We start from the raw sequence: 14,172 nt of genomic DNA, 5'->3' as shown, positions 1-14,172 counted from the left end.
TATCCGCCCGTTTTTATTTTTCTAAAATGTGGTATAATAACGAAAGACAATAATTTTGAACATGTGACTGGGAGGTTGAAGTTTGTGAGAATTTTGAGCGGTATTAGGCCAACTGGGAAAGTGCATGTTGGTCATTTTGTTGGTGTTTTCGAAAACTGGCTCAAGTTACAAGACGAAGGCAATGACACGTTTTATTTTATAGCAGACTGGCACGCACTGACTACGCACTACGAAGATACGAGCGAATTAAAAGAATTTACTTTTGACTTAATGAAAACTCTCATCGCTGTTGGGCTCGATAAGTCTACGCTCTTTGTCCAGTCCGCTGTTAAAGAACACGCAGAGTTGATGGTTTTATTCTCGATGATTACTCCGCTCTCCTGGCTCGAGCGCGTGCCGACTTATAAAGAAATGCGCCAGCAGATCACAAACAGAGACCTTTCAAATGCTGGATTCTTAATGTACCCGGTTTTGCAAGCTGCCGATATTTTGATTTACAAAGCAGATGGCGTTCCAGTTGGCGAAGACCAAGTCTACCACGTAGAGCTTACGAGGGAAATCGCAAGAAGGTTCAATTATATCTTCAAGAGAGAGGTTTTTCCAGAACCGAAGGAATTACTCTCGAAAGTTCCAAAACTCCTTGGAACCGACGGAAGGAAGATGAGCAAGAGCTACGGCAACACGATTCCACTCATCACAACGGAAGCAGAGCTTTCAAAGATGGTAATGCCTATGGTAACTGATACTAATAGGAAGAGAAGGTCTGATCCAGGCAATCCGGAAGTGTGCCCAGTGTGGGATTATCATAAGGCTTTCGGCACAGCGGATAAGCCAGAAGAAGCTCAGTGGGTTGTGGAAGGCTGTACTCAGGCAAAGATAGGATGTATCGATTGTAAAAAACTATTGCTAAAGAACATGGTGCAGAAATTGCAGCCGATTTGGGATAGGTACAATTCAATAACCGATGCTGAAGTCAAAGAAGCGATGGAAGAAGGGAACGAAAAGGCAAGGAAAGTTGCACAAGAGACGATGGAGGAAGTTAGAGAAGCGATCAAGATAATGTACTGATCTGGATGAAGGAGGGTAAAAATGTTAGAACCAGTGATTTTGAAGAACATACTTTTCTCAATATTGGCTGTAGTCATTGCGTATATTGTTCACAGAATTATAATGAGATCTATCAATAAATTCATTTCAACATTAGGTAAAGAGGTTAAAGCACCGAAAACTTTGTCTTTAATCCTTGCGTTTTTGATTTATGGTTTTGCGATAGCCGGTATTTTGGCTATTTGGGATGTCAACCTTGCTCCATACCTTGCAGGTTTGGGAATATCTGGTATAGTGATAGGTCTTGCGTTGCAAGAACCATTAACGAATTTTATGTCCGGTATTCTGGTTCTTGTTACGCGCAAGGTCTTTGAGGGCGAAGTGGTCGATATAGATGGCCTGACGGGGATTGTCGATATAGTTAAGATGAACCACGTTCATCTGAAGACTTTTGACGGCAAGATGATACTGATTCCAAACAGGAAGGTTTGGTCAGGCACTGTAACGAAATTTTGGCCCGGTAGGTACAGAAGAATAGATGTGGATGTTACGGTCGATTACTCTTCTGATCTTGATAAAGTTGTTTCAATCTTGAAGAAAGTCCTCGAAGAAGAGCCGTTGGTGGTAAAGGATAATTCTGTGGAGAACAATGTTGTCTTCAAATCGTTCGATTCTAATGGCGTTGTTTACACGGTGCGTTTTTGGACAGAAAAAGAAACATATTTTGACACGCTAAATGCAGTCGCGCACAGAATTAAGTCGGAAATCGATAAGAATGGTATCAAGATTCCATTCAGTATCGTTGAAGTCAAGCTTGTGAAATAATTTTCGGAGGGATGGAGATAGATGAGGAAAATAGAAAATGTTAGGAACATCTGTATAATTGCGCATATTGACCATGGTAAAACGACGCTTACCGATAGGATTTTAGAGATGACGAATGCCGTTGAGAAGAGGAAAATGCGAGAACAGTACCTTGACAGTATGGATATCGAAAGAGAACGCGGAATAACGATAAAATCACACCCACTTAGAGTTTTCTACACAGCAGAAGATGGAAAAGAGTACGAAATAAACATTGTCGATACACCAGGGCACGTCGACTTTTCTTATGAAGTTGACAGAAGCATGGCGGCAGTCGAGGGTGCTATTCTCTTAGTTGATGCAACGCAGGGGGTTCAGGCTCAAACAGTTGCGAATACGTATAAGGCACTCGAACATGATTTAGAGTTAATACCAGCTGTGAATAAAATCGACATGCCACTTGCTAATATCGAAGAGACTGTTGCAGAGATTGAAGATTTGATAGGTATTCCAGGCGAGGATATTTTTAAGATAAGTGCCAAGGAAGGTATTGGTGTTAAAGAACTTGTGGAGGCGGTTATAAAGCTCGTTCCACCACCGGAAACATCCGATGATGGGCATTTGCGTGCGCTTATTTTCGATGCGAAGTACGATAAATACCGCGGTGCAATTACGTACGTTAGAGTTTTCGATGGCGAGATTAAATCAGGCGACAAGATAATGATGAAGTCTACAAACGAAGTTTATGAAGTCATAGAGGTAGGTACGTTCACTCCTGATATGTTGCCTGTCGATTCTCTGAAAGCAGGGGATATCGGTTATATCATTGCAGGGTTGAAAGACGTTTCCAAAGCCAAAATCGGTGATACGATAACAAAACCTGATAACCCAGCTCCAGAGCCACTGCCGGGATACAAGGAAGTAAAACCGATGGTATTTGCGGGTATGTATCCAGGATTGCCTGAGTACTACGAAGAGTTAAGAAAGGCACTGGATAAATACAAGCTCAACGATGCGGCGCTCGTTTACAAACCAGATCACTCGCCAGCGCTTGGTTTTGGTTTCAGGTGCGGTTTTCTTGGACTACTTCATATGGATGTTGTCAGGGAAAGGCTTGAGCGAGAGTTCGATATGGCTGTCATATTAACTGCGCCGAACGTTGAGTACAAGGTAATCACGCATGCGGGCGAAGAGGTGTTCATAAACGACCCGGCTAAGTTCCCAGAAGAAGGAGAAGTGCGAGAGATTTACGAGCCGTACGTTAAGTTGTCGATAATTACGCCACCAGATTATATAGGAAAGTTGATGAACTTGGTGCAGAACGAAAAGCGCGGTACGATGATCTCAACGGAAAACGCCGGTCACGAGCGTGTTGTTATGCACTTTGAAGTTCCACTTGCGGAAATCATCTTCGATTTCTTCGATAAGATGAAAGCAGTGAGTAGAGGATACGCATCAATGGACTACGAGTTCCTTGAATACAGAAAGAGTGATCTCGTAAAGATTGCGATATACGTGAATAAAGAACCTGTTGATGCACTGTCGTTCGTTGCGCACCGCGACAAAGCATACACGATAGCAAGAAAGCTTGTCGATAAACTCGCTGAGTTCATACCTCAACATCAGTTTGAAATTCCTATCCAAGCGAAAGCTGGCGGTAGGTTCATCGCACGTTCAACAGTTAAGGCACTGAGAAAAGACGTGTTGGCGAAGTGTTACGGTGGAGACGTTACGAGGAAGATGAAGCTTCTTGAAAAGCAGAAAGAAGGTAAGAAAAAGCTTAGGGAAATTGGTAACGTGACGATACCTCAAGAAGCTTTCTTAGCAATGCTCAGGATTGGTGAGGAGGAAGAATAAGAGATTTTCTAAGGATAGGAGGGAGCTGTCTTGAACTGGAATCTGAAAGAGATTTTTCAAGACGATACAGCTGCTACTGAAAATGCAAAACTGCGCTTGAACGAAATAAAAAAATACGTTGAGGAATTTGAAAATGAACAGGAATTAGGAAGATTAGTTGAATTGATTAAAAAGATAGAAGATTCAACCGATAATTTTGCAAAATCCTCTCAGTATGCGTGGATGAGGTACTCTACGGATACTGAGAGTTCAGAAAGCCAGAAGCTCATCGGAAGTATTCAACAGCTTGAGACTGAACTTTCGGAGAGCCTCGTGAAGATGGAGGTTAAACTTGCTGCTCTCGATGATGCATCGCTTGAAAAGATGATTGATTTAGATAAAAACTACGAACATGAACTCAGGAGGATTATGGAAAGAAGAAAACACCTCCTATCTAAGGAAGCTGAGCAAGTTCTGGCTTTAATGTCCGTCTCCGGAAGAGGAGCGATTTCTAAGATTCATAGTAGGTTAGAGAGTGCTTACACGTTTGATATAGAAATCGATGGTCAGTTTAAAACGTTAACGGTCGAAGAAATTAAAGCGCTGCGCAGGTCGACAGATAGCCAGCTCAGGAAAAGAGCAATGAAGATGTTCTTTGAAAGGTTCCAAAACGATTCAATGGTGATAACCGAAGTTTATAACCTGATAGTCAAAAACTACGACACAGAGAGCAAAATTCGACGCTTTCCAAAGCCGATATCGATGATGAATTTTGAAAATGAAGTGAGCGACGAAGTTGTAGATAAATTAATAGAAGTTACTGACCAATACACAAATCTGGTGCGCAGGTATTATGATTGGAAATCGAAAATACTGGGCGAAAAACTGACACTTGCAGACATATACGCGCCAATAAGTGCTGAGAGGAGAATATTCACTTTCGATGAAGCTAAGGACGTTATCTTGGAATCGTATTATGCATTTAACCAATCAGCTGGTGATATTGTAAAAGGATTTTTCGATACTTCGCGCATTGATTTGCTACCTAAGAAGGGAAAGGTTGGAGGTGCTTACTGTATATATTCAACGACGAAACTACCTCCGTACGTTCTCACGAATTTTAACGGCGATATGTACGATGTTATGACATTGGCACATGAGCTTGGGCATGGATTACATGGCACTCTGTCAAGAAAGCAGACATTTTTCAACCACGACACACCACTGACTCTTGCTGAACTCGCTTCTGTTTTTGGAGAGTTCTTAGTCTTTGATAATCTCAAGAATAAGCTTTCAAAGGAAGAAAGAATGGCACTTCTTGCTTCGAAAATCGAAGATACAATAGCAACAACATTTAGGCAGAATATGTTTACTAAGTTTGAATTGAGAGCACATGAGAAGATTAGTGCAGATGGGTACGCCGATTGGAATGAGTTGAATGAGATATACCACGATGAACTGAAGAATGTATTTGGAGATGTTGTCGAAATTCCTGAATGGTACAAAAATGAATGGGCGATGGTTTCTCACTTTTTTGAAACACCATTCTACGTCTATGCATACAATTTTGCGCACTGCCTTGTGATTACGCTTTATCAGAAGTACTTGGAAGAAGGAAGAACATTTCCTGAGAAATATTTAAAATTGCTTGAAAGCGGAGGCAAGTATACACCGGAAAAATTATTAGCCAGTGTTGGAATTGATGTCAAGGAAGAAGGATTCTGGGAAAGGGCATTTAGGTTCATTGAGCACCTTGTAGATGAGTTAGAAGAAGCATCTCGGGATTAAAAGGAATATTTTAAAAATATTGACAAAGCGGAAGTGTTTTATTAAAATATAGCAAGACATCATAGAAAATCCTTGTAGGAGGCGATTAATGTGAATAGAGAAGAGCTCTTTAAAAAAGTAGCGGAAATCATTTCTGAGAAGCTGAACGTACCCATCGAAGATATTGACGAAGATAGCCATTTGATTGAAGATTTGGGAGCAGATTCACTCGATGCATTCGATCTTGTTATGGTTTTTGAAGACGAGTTTGGTATAAAGCTCGAAGACGAAGAAATCGAGAAACTTGTGACAGTTAAAAATATTCTTGATTTGCTTGAAGAAAAAATCAGCGATTAATCAAAAGTGAATAGAAAAAATAAAACATGCGGGTTTTTACCCGCATGTTTTTATTCCAAGCTCTCAAGACTATAAGAAATTGTATACATATATCTTATCGCTCTGGTTGTCAACCGTTTCTTTTAGGATTATTTTCGCACAGAAATCTTTAGTAATTTCTGTTGGTATTTCGACTATGAGGCTGTCTTTTTCTGGTAGTGTTGTTGAGAAAGTAAAGTATGGTGTTTGTAATCCGGCTGTATTTTCAGAGAGTATATCGGATATTTTGATACTTTTGCTTACTTGAATCGCTTTTTCAATATGGGTCTCCCTTGGCCTTCCCCAGTCGTATATGCGGTATGTAAGGTCTGACGACTGCTGGACTTCTATGACTGTGCTGTTCGGACCCAGAGCATGTACAGTCCCGGCTGGTATGTTTACAAACGTACCTTTCCTAACCTTTACAAAAGTCATAACTTCGTTTAATTTATCCATTTTGCCATTATTTATGTACTCTTTCATCTTGTCAACATCTTCGCAAATTGCAAATTCACCGTCTGTAAGAAAATACCAGGCTTCGCTTTTTCCCCAAGGTTCTTTCTCGAAAGAGTTTGCGTAATCGTTGTCTGGATGAACTTGCACACTTAGCCACTGCTTTGTTGATACGAGTTTTATCAGTATTGGGAATCTCTCATATTTACTGTCGTATATTGAACGCCCAAATTCGTTTAAGGAAATCCCATTCTCAAGCTTTGTTTCATATAATGGGTGTCCTGAAAGAAGCCAAATTTCACCTATTGGCATTTCATTTTCAAGCTCGAAGATAACGTTTATATCACTGTTACCCCAGATCATTGAGCGAAAATGAGGTATAATCTTGAACTGCATCTTAACCCTCCTATTTTTTAAAATTTAGAAAGCCAAGAGAGTTGAGGTTTTACCCCCCATATCCTCCGGCAATTATCTTTCCGTCTTCGTATTTAAGAACTACCTTTGGCAATGGTCTGTCCGTCATGTACCTTGCATCATGCATAAAGACTTCAACACCAGGATATAATACTTTTCTTGCTACGACTGAGCATTGATAACGCATAACGGACAGTTTCTCTTCAAGTTCTTGCTTTCTTTTTAAATTTCTCTCGAGTTGTTCCCGAAGGTTAATGAGTGTTCTTGTTACTTTAGAGAACTGTTCTTCTTTATCCGGAGGTATAGTCACTCCTTTTTCTTTCATTTCCTTGTATTGCTTTACGATATTGATTAACTTTTGTAAGCTTGTCTTATCTGTTTCTATTTGGACATTTAGTAATTTCAGTTCTTCGCGAATGTAAGGGTTTACACCAACTTCCAGATATGTATTAACGCCAAAGTCTGAACCTATTTCTTCGGCTTCTATTTTTGATAGCGCGATGTATTCGCCACCGATGATATTCGCACGAGGTCCTGTCCCGATTATAGAATTCGTGACCCTTACAGTGCAGTTCATCAGATTGGATTCGAAGTAGAGATTCTCGGCTTCTATTGTTACCGCTTCGGCGTACTTTACATGCACATCCTTTTTTGCCTTTATCAATCCTTTATCCTTACCTTTTACACCAGAAACTCTTACATTTCCTTCTAACGAGATTACTGTTGAAGCCTCTGCAACACCATTGACTTCAACGTCCCCTTTTGCGCGAACTATAAAGCCTGGTTTTACATCGCCTTTCACTAAAACTACACCGGGGAATTCGACGTTTCCAGTTTCATAGTTAACGTCTCCATCTATTTCTAAGTATTCACTTACTTCAATCATTCCCTTTTCAATATCTATTTTTAATATTCCTTCGTTTGTTGCAATTATGTACATTCCATCTTCGCTAAGTGCAACGTTCTTTCCAAGTACTACTTTTGCTTCGTTGCCTTTCTTAGCCGGAACGGGTTCTCCGTAGACATTTCGACCCGGGATGCCTTCTGTTGGTGGATAAATGGTTGCAATTTTCTGACCACTTTTGACGATTATTCTTTTCTGCACTGGAAACTCTCTGAAATCAACTTTGTTTCCGGAAGTGGTGAAAGATCTTTGACTCAGTACTTCAAATATTATTCTTCCGTCTTCTCCATTCTTTGGTAAATCACCGCGGGCAAAAAGCACAGGTGTGTCCTCAACCGGCTCTTCACACAGGTGCCGAAGAGCCCCCAAATCTATGTTGTGTGTTATTTTCGCTTTTCTTATTTCTTCCGTTAATTTATCTAAAGTGACATTCTCTCCCGGAAGTATATTCGAAAGTTTTATGTAAGCTTCCATCTTGTCCGGTGTTACGGAAATGACTACATTCATGCTATTCCCCCTTGCAAGAGCAAATCAGAGAGCGTGCCGATAATTTTTCTGGTTGAATGTCACCTAATCTCTTTGACAGTATTGTCTGGATTCAATATCAGAATCTTGGGTCCTTTGTATTCATTTGGATCGTATATTGAAAATGCCATTATTATTATTCTGTCTCCCTTTTCAACAAGTCTTGCAGCCGCGCCGTTCAATGAAATCTTTCTTGAACCACGGGGTTCCGGTATCACATACGTTGTTAGTCTATTTCCGTTGTTGACATCCGAGACTATTACCATTTCGTTTATCTTTATTCCACTCAATTCTAATAGTTCTTCATCGATACCTATACTTCCTTCATATTCAATTTCCTTTTCCGTGATGGTTGCCATATGAATCTTTGCTTTAAGCATAATTTCCATCATTTTTGTACTCCTCCTTTTTAATTATTGTCTATTTGACTGTTCAAATTTCCTTCAGGTACTTGTGTGTCTTCCACCTTGGGGATTTCAACGACAAAGCGATTACCGTTATCGGTTGCTTCATGGTATATCTTTCCTTTATGCTCATCCTCAACAATTTTCTTGCATATAGCCAGTCCCAGTCCGGTACCGTAGACCTTAGTGGTGAAAAACGGTGTAAAAAGTTTATCTGCAGTTTCTTTGTCTATCGGTTTCCCTTCATTCCAGACAGATACCAGGACTTTGTCGAGTTTGATTTTAGTTTCTATTAATATCTTACCATCATTTGGAGTAGCTTCAATTGCATTTTGCAATAAATTTATTACAACCTGCTTCATTCTTGAGTATTCAGCATATACTGTTATTTCTTCGGAATCGGCATTAAATGTGAAAAGTATGTTCTTTTCTCGGATTTTTTCTTCCAAGAGAATATACACATCGTTTATGAGTTTGTTTATATTGAAATACCGGAATTCCAATGATCTCGGTTCTCTGCTAAAATCAAGTATTTCGTTCACTATTTGTTCGAGACGCAGGATTTCGTCTTCTATAATTTTTACATACCTACTTCTCGCTTCCGGGTTATCAACGTTCTTTTGAAGTCTTTTAACAAATCCTCCAAGAACTGAGATTGGGTTCCTTAATTCGTGTGCAACTCTTGCAGCCATTTCACCAAGTGCAGCAAGTTTCTCTTGCTTCTTGCGTTCTTTTTCTAAATTAACTCTATCTGTTACATCATCAAGGGTTATTATAACGCCTCGGAGCATTATTCTCTCCGTATCCCAAAATGGTGTTATGCGGATGTCGTAATACCTTTCCTGACCGCCCAATGAGATTAAGTAATTACTTAAGTTTATCTCTTCTTTAATTCTCATGCTTTGAAAAGACATTTCTTGTATGTCCTCAAATTCAGGTCCGAGAGACCTCAATTCTATGCCTGTCATTTGTTCCTTGGGTCGACCGAAGTAAATTTCAGCTTTTTTGTTCCACTCGTTCACTTTCCCTTCTCTGTCTAAAACGATTATCGCCGAAGACATGTTTTGGAGTACAGAATCTGAGAACTCGCGTAAATATTCAATGAGACTCTTCTGCCTTTCAAGCGATGCAGTTTTATTACGCAATTCTTCATAGTTAAGTGCGGTCTCTATTGCGAGCCCTGCACTGTCAGAAATTATTTTTAAGATATCTATATCACTTTCTCTGATAGGTTTTTTTGTGTAGAAATTATCCACTATCACTACTCCAAATGTGCCTTCTCGTCCTACAAGTGGTATTACAGCAAATTCTTTTGTGCCGAGCAGATTAACGATGTCCGCAACATCTACTCCCATAGAGTCGATCAATCTTTCGGTTCCAACAAATATCTTCTTTCTCAGTACACACTTTTCAAGTATCGGATGCGCCTTATATGGAAATATTCTGTTTTCGATTTGCTCTGTTAGTCTATTGTTTATTTCGATCGTCATTGCCTCTTCTCTCAGGTACTGAACAACATCGGCGTATCTCATTGCTCTTTGATTTGCTTTCTTCCAATCTTCCTCTACGTTTTCGCTGTCTGGGCCGAACCACATCTTTCCAATAAGCGTGTCTCGTTTTTCATCGTATACGAGTAATAAAGCTCGGTTGTACCCCAGTAACCTTCCGGAAGTAAGCCCCAATAACAAAGTCTTATAGACATTTCTTACGCTGTACATAGTTCGCATAGCCTGGCTTATGTAATGCACAGCGTTCATTTTCCTTATCTGCTCTTTTTGTTCTTCTATTAGCTTTTCATGGTTTTCTTGCAATTCTTTTAGTTTTACAATTTCTTCTCTCAAGCGTTTTTCAAACTCGACTCTTCCCCTTGCAAGAATTGACCTTCTTACCGAATCTCTTGCTAAGTCCAAATCCATAGAATCGAATGACTTTGATTCCAAATATGTATCCCTTGCCTTCTTGTTCGCAAAAATGTACCATTCTTCTGAATTGATATCGCCAGGCACAATAACAGCGGATAAAACATTCGCTTTGAGCACAACATTTAATCCGACGGGTTTGTAAACGACCTTTTCTGTGCCTTTGAAGTATCTCAAAGTTTCGTTTGGCATCTCTGATATTTCGAACTTGAAAGTATCGAACGAGCCCGAATTTTGATCATACACTTGCACTTCGACCTTGTCTTTGATTTTCACTACTGCTGATATTTCTGCTTCCAGTATATCTGCCATTACTTTCAGAAAAGCTTCAACTATCTCTGAGGTGGATTTTGCACTTTCGAAGAGTGTTGTCAGCATCCAGAGGGATCTGTATTTGCTTAAGTAATTCCTGGATTGCTCGTATGTTGGAATAAACCACAGGGCAAATGCCAAGAAGTCTAAGATCTCCCTGTAATTAGTGATTTTCGAAGGAAGCCTTGGCGTGAGCACGATGCCAATAGGGGTACTATCGCCGTACTCTCCGTAGATAAGCTGTGATACGTAGGCTTCTCCATATTCAGACAATTCGTCATCAAGCCTTATTTTCGATAAACTATCGCGCTTGTCTATAATACTTGAATGAATTTTTGACTGAACTGGCAAGAAGTTGCTTAAAAGTACACGGTATGCTGATTTGCTTTTTTCGTAAAAAGCGATCGAAATTTTATCGACTCCAACAAAAGATGCAATTTCTTCGGCAACTTTTTGTGCTGATTCTGATAATTTGCTTTTTTCAAATATATCGGTAAGCGCTTTGCATATTTTACTTCCTATCATTTTGATTCACCCCTTCGAAGTTTAAAGTCCTTCAGGTCGGCTAAATTCCAAATTCCTCTGAGTTGAAAGTGAGACCCCTCCCAAAATATTTTGCCACATTTTGGGCAATGTTTAAAACGCTCGAAACTTTCAAATATGTACGTAGGAACTTTTCCGACGATATCTTCCTTTGAACATTCTATCAATTCTGCATTGCATTCACTACATCTTGGATTTCCTCGCGCTGTGCTTTGAATCTTTGACAGAACTTCTTCAATTTGTTCACTGACATTGTTGCTTAATACTAATATGCCTGATAGCTTCCTTGCCAATTCGCGAGATTTAGTAATTAGTAATTTTTTTATGTTTTTTGTCTTGACGACATTTTCTATCGTGGCCATATTTGAGCTTTTCACTATTTCAACGTCGTATCCTAAGATTCTGAGTTTCTTGCCGAGTTTGACGACAGTCAAATCGCATACTAAACCTGTCTTTGAGCCATATGAATTCTCGTTTTTATCGAGCATCTTTCATGTCCTCAATACCCAAAGATTTAATCTCTCTGTACTTAGCAAGTCCGATCAACTTTTTAATTCTTTTATATTTTTCGTTATCTATATTCTCTTCAAGGAGTTCAGGATTTCTTTCGAGTTCCATCAGAATATTGTCGACCTCTTGATATTTCATCCCAAACGCCTCTTCGTCGGTTAAGCCGGGAACGAGATCTGGCGTCGGTGGTTTTTTTATAATCTTCTCGGGTACATTTAGATACCTTGCAAGCTCAAAAACTTGTGTCTTATAAAGGTGTTTAATAGGTTCGATATCGACAGAGTCGTCGCCCCATTTTACGTAAAGTCCAAGTTTCAGTTCAGTCTTGTTCGTCGTTCCAACGACGCAGTAGTTGAGTTTTTCCGCTTCGAAATATAACTTACACATCCTTATCCTATGTTTGGATCTGTAGTATGCTATGCCTTTCAAGAAGAGCTCATCACCTGAATTTTGCAAATCCATGGCATACGGGTCGTCGTATCTATTCCACCTATTTTTGGCATAGATTATTTTAAGCTTTTCGGGTATGAAAAAAGCAGGTGGGAATAGTTTATAAATACCTAAACCTGACAAAGATTTTGTAATACTTTCTATTTTGTATTCAACTCCGAAATGTTGACAGACTAACCTTGCATCTTCAATACTTCTTTTCGAACTGTCTCTCTCTGGTAAGATAAATGCTTTTATCTTATCTATTCCAATTGCATTTACTAATAGGGCAAGTACAACTGCTGAATCAATCCCTCCACTGATTCCAATCACGGCACCTTTGTATCCGTATTTCTCGATAAACTCCTTAATGAAATGCTCTATTCTTCCACTTTCTTCTTCCAAACTAAAACTCATATTTTCACCTCCTTGTCAACGCACTTCACATTAATATTTTATCATAACTCATTATGAAACATGGTAAAATATTAACGAAATGTAAAAGGGAGGAAGAGATATGACAAGCAAGAAATGGCTGGCTATAATATTTCAAGCGCTGATGCTTTCTGTCGTAAATTCATATGCAACGTTTTATAACCTGTTTCCGAATTTCTCTTTCGGATATTTTCCGGTCCTATTCGTTATACTGTACGCTTTATTCTTGGGAGCAATGATAAATTTGAAGGAAATCCTTCTAATTTCTGTAATTTCACCTATTTTTTCTTTTTTTACGCTCCAGTTCTTAGCATATATTTTCTTTTCTGAGTATGTTACATACCAAATTCTGCTCACCGTTGTCGCAAAGGGCTCGGCGGGATTTGGATTTGCTTGGATGCTTATAAGTGTTGTTGTTGGATCGATTTCTAATCTGATGTTCTATAAAAACAAAAACTAATTCTGAAAAATTTAGACAGCAAGGAGGAGATAAGTTTTGCGAGTTTTCCTTTTTTTACAACTAATATCGCTTATTATTTTTGTCTATGTAATGTATTTCATACCGTCTAATCTTTATTTATTCTCAATAATTGCCACTTTTCTGATTGTGAATACTGTTGGCATAACGTATTATGTTTTCAGAATGTGGGGCAAAGAATTGGCTGATTCAACGAAAATGATGAAAGTCGCATATATTTTGCTCGTTATAGTTGCAGTAGTTGGTCTGGGCTTTCTTTTTATTAATTTGTTTAATATGTGGATTGCCATGTACCCGATAGATACTTTGAGCAATTTCTTGAATGCACTACTTGTAGTCTCAACATTCCTCTTGGTGTCTTTCGGGATATCTTACGTTACTCTAAGAAGAGAGCTTGAAAGGCAGATTGTAGAGTATAAAAAGCTTAATGAAACCCAGATGAAGTTAAGGATGCAGGTTTTTAGGTACAAGACTAATCCTCATTTTTTGTTCAACGCTATGAGCACTGCGGTTTCAATGATTGACCTTGGAGAAAACAACGACAAATTGCGCGAGTATCTTATAAATCTTTCAGAGCTTTTTCGAGCAGTTCTGGAAGCTCCTGAAATTTGGACATTGAAAGATGAAATCTCCTTAGCGAAGAAATACTTGGATATACAAAAGATCAGGTTGAGCAATTTCGACTATATGATAGACGTTCAATCGGAATGTGAGGGTGTGAAAATTCCGTCTTTAATCCTTCAACCGATTGTGGAAAACTCGATAATTCATGGTGTAACCAAGTCCACAAACGGTGGTGTTATAACAATAGAAACTAAGTTAACTGAAGGATTTATTCTCTTGAGTATTCAAGACAATGGAAAGGGTGCACCGGAAATAGTGAAGGGTGCAGGTCTGCAGATGGTTGAGAATTTGCTGAAAACGTTTGATAAGGATTCAGAAGTAATTTACGAGACATCACCAGGAAAAGGAACAAAGGTATTTCTGAGATGGCTTGCTACCCGCTAAGAGTTTGAC

13 protein-coding genes are annotated in these 14,172 nt (G+C 39.2%); 7 read left to right on the top strand and 6 right to left on the bottom strand.

The annotated features are described in order from the left end of the window. The first annotated feature begins 84 nt into the window (after positions 1–84). The 5 genes from trpS (at position 85) to acpP (ending at position 5,811) form a co-directional block, all read left to right on the top strand. Entirely contained in the window at positions 85–1,068 is a 984-nt protein-coding gene (trpS, locus tag IB67_RS02780) for a tryptophan--tRNA ligase (RefSeq protein WP_339747454.1), read from the top strand. A gap of 21 nt (positions 1,069–1,089) precedes the next feature. Further along, positions 1,090–1,872: a mechanosensitive ion channel family protein gene (locus IB67_RS02775; RefSeq protein WP_072759606.1), complete on the top strand. Its 783-nt coding sequence runs from the start codon at positions 1,090–1,092 to the stop codon at positions 1,870–1,872. A 21-nt stretch (positions 1,873–1,893) separates the two neighbouring features. Beyond that, positions 1,894–3,708, top strand: coding sequence for a translation elongation factor 4 (gene lepA / locus IB67_RS02770; RefSeq protein ID WP_498875446.1), 1,815 nt, complete (start codon positions 1,894–1,896; stop codon positions 3,706–3,708). A gap of 30 nt (positions 3,709–3,738) precedes the next feature. Further along, entirely contained in the window at positions 3,739–5,475 is a 1,737-nt protein-coding gene (locus tag IB67_RS02765; RefSeq protein WP_498875445.1) for a M3 family oligoendopeptidase, read from the top strand. Positions 5,476–5,565: 90 nt separating this feature from the next. Next, positions 5,566–5,811: an acyl carrier protein gene (gene acpP / locus IB67_RS02760; protein WP_072759601.1), complete on the top strand. Its 246-nt coding sequence runs from the start codon at positions 5,566–5,568 to the stop codon at positions 5,809–5,811. Positions 5,812–5,880: 69 nt separating this feature from the next. Here acpP and IB67_RS02755 read toward each other — a convergent pair whose 3' ends face one another. From IB67_RS02755 to nadE, 6 genes are read right to left on the bottom strand one after another with little or no spacing between them, the layout of a single operon-like run. Continuing rightward, positions 5,881–6,678, bottom strand: coding sequence for a type I phosphomannose isomerase catalytic subunit (locus IB67_RS02755; protein ID WP_072759598.1), 798 nt, complete (start codon positions 6,676–6,678; stop codon positions 5,881–5,883). Between the two features lie 49 nt (positions 6,679–6,727). Then, entirely contained in the window at positions 6,728–8,107 is a 1,380-nt protein-coding gene (locus IB67_RS02750) for a flagellar assembly protein A (protein WP_424695321.1), read from the bottom strand. A 59-nt stretch (positions 8,108–8,166) separates the two neighbouring features. Next, positions 8,167–8,517, bottom strand: a complete 351-nt coding sequence (panD, locus tag IB67_RS02745) for an aspartate 1-decarboxylase (RefSeq protein ID WP_072759593.1) — start codon at positions 8,515–8,517, stop codon at positions 8,167–8,169. A 17-nt stretch (positions 8,518–8,534) separates the two neighbouring features. Then, complete coding sequence (locus tag IB67_RS02740) at positions 8,535–11,285, bottom strand: ATP-binding protein (RefSeq protein ID WP_498875444.1); 2,751 nt, start codon at positions 11,283–11,285, stop codon at positions 8,535–8,537. Continuing rightward, on the bottom strand, positions 11,282–11,791 hold the full coding sequence (locus IB67_RS02735; protein WP_498875443.1) for a Mut7-C RNAse domain-containing protein: 510 nt from the start codon (positions 11,789–11,791) through the stop codon (positions 11,282–11,284). The genes IB67_RS02740 and IB67_RS02735 overlap by 4 nt, the downstream gene beginning before the upstream one ends. Beyond that, positions 11,781–12,659 (bottom strand): NAD(+) synthase, encoded by an 879-nt coding sequence (gene nadE, locus IB67_RS02730; RefSeq protein ID WP_498875442.1) that lies wholly within the window; start codon positions 12,657–12,659, stop codon positions 11,781–11,783. The genes IB67_RS02735 and nadE overlap by 11 nt, the downstream gene beginning before the upstream one ends. A 100-nt stretch (positions 12,660–12,759) precedes the next feature. On the opposite strand from nadE, the gene IB67_RS02725 reads away from it, so the two are divergent. Then, positions 12,760–13,137 (top strand): hypothetical protein, encoded by a 378-nt coding sequence (locus IB67_RS02725; protein ID WP_339747478.1) that lies wholly within the window; start codon positions 12,760–12,762, stop codon positions 13,135–13,137. A gap of 36 nt (positions 13,138–13,173) precedes the next feature. Continuing rightward, entirely contained in the window at positions 13,174–14,163 is a 990-nt protein-coding gene (locus IB67_RS02720) for a sensor histidine kinase (protein WP_339747481.1), read from the top strand. Positions 14,164–14,172: the final 9 nt, after the last annotated feature.

It is taken from the genome of Fervidobacterium riparium (assembly GCF_025370035.1).
Lineage (GTDB): Bacteria > Thermotogota > Thermotogae > Thermotogales > Fervidobacteriaceae > Fervidobacterium > Fervidobacterium gondwanense.
Note: the sequence above shows the minus strand (reverse complement) of the source record. Positions and strands in the feature narration are given on the sequence as shown.

Excerpts from the sequence above, each read along its gene's own strand:
- IB67_RS02775 (WP_072759606.1), top strand. The coding sequence starts at position 1,090 with ATGTTAGAACCAGTGATTTTGAAGAACATACTTTTCTCAATATTGGCT.
- lepA (WP_498875446.1), top strand. The coding sequence starts at position 1,894 with ATGAGGAAAATAGAAAATGTTAGGAACATCTGTATAATTGCGCATATT.
- IB67_RS02755 (WP_072759598.1), bottom strand. The coding sequence starts at position 6,678 with ATGCAGTTCAAGATTATACCTCATTTTCGCTCAATGATCTGGGGTAAC.
- IB67_RS02750 (WP_424695321.1), bottom strand. The coding sequence starts at position 8,107 with ATGAATGTAGTCATTTCCGTAACACCGGACAAGATGGAAGCTTACATA.
- panD (WP_072759593.1), bottom strand. The coding sequence starts at position 8,517 with ATGATGGAAATTATGCTTAAAGCAAAGATTCATATGGCAACCATCACG.
- IB67_RS02740 (WP_498875444.1), bottom strand. The coding sequence starts at position 11,285 with ATGATAGGAAGTAAAATATGCAAAGCGCTTACCGATATATTTGAAAAA.
- IB67_RS02735 (WP_498875443.1), bottom strand. The coding sequence starts at position 11,791 with ATGCTCGATAAAAACGAGAATTCATATGGCTCAAAGACAGGTTTAGTA.
- nadE (WP_498875442.1), bottom strand. The coding sequence starts at position 12,659 with ATGAGTTTTAGTTTGGAAGAAGAAAGTGGAAGAATAGAGCATTTCATT.
- IB67_RS02725 (WP_339747478.1), top strand. The coding sequence starts at position 12,760 with ATGACAAGCAAGAAATGGCTGGCTATAATATTTCAAGCGCTGATGCTT.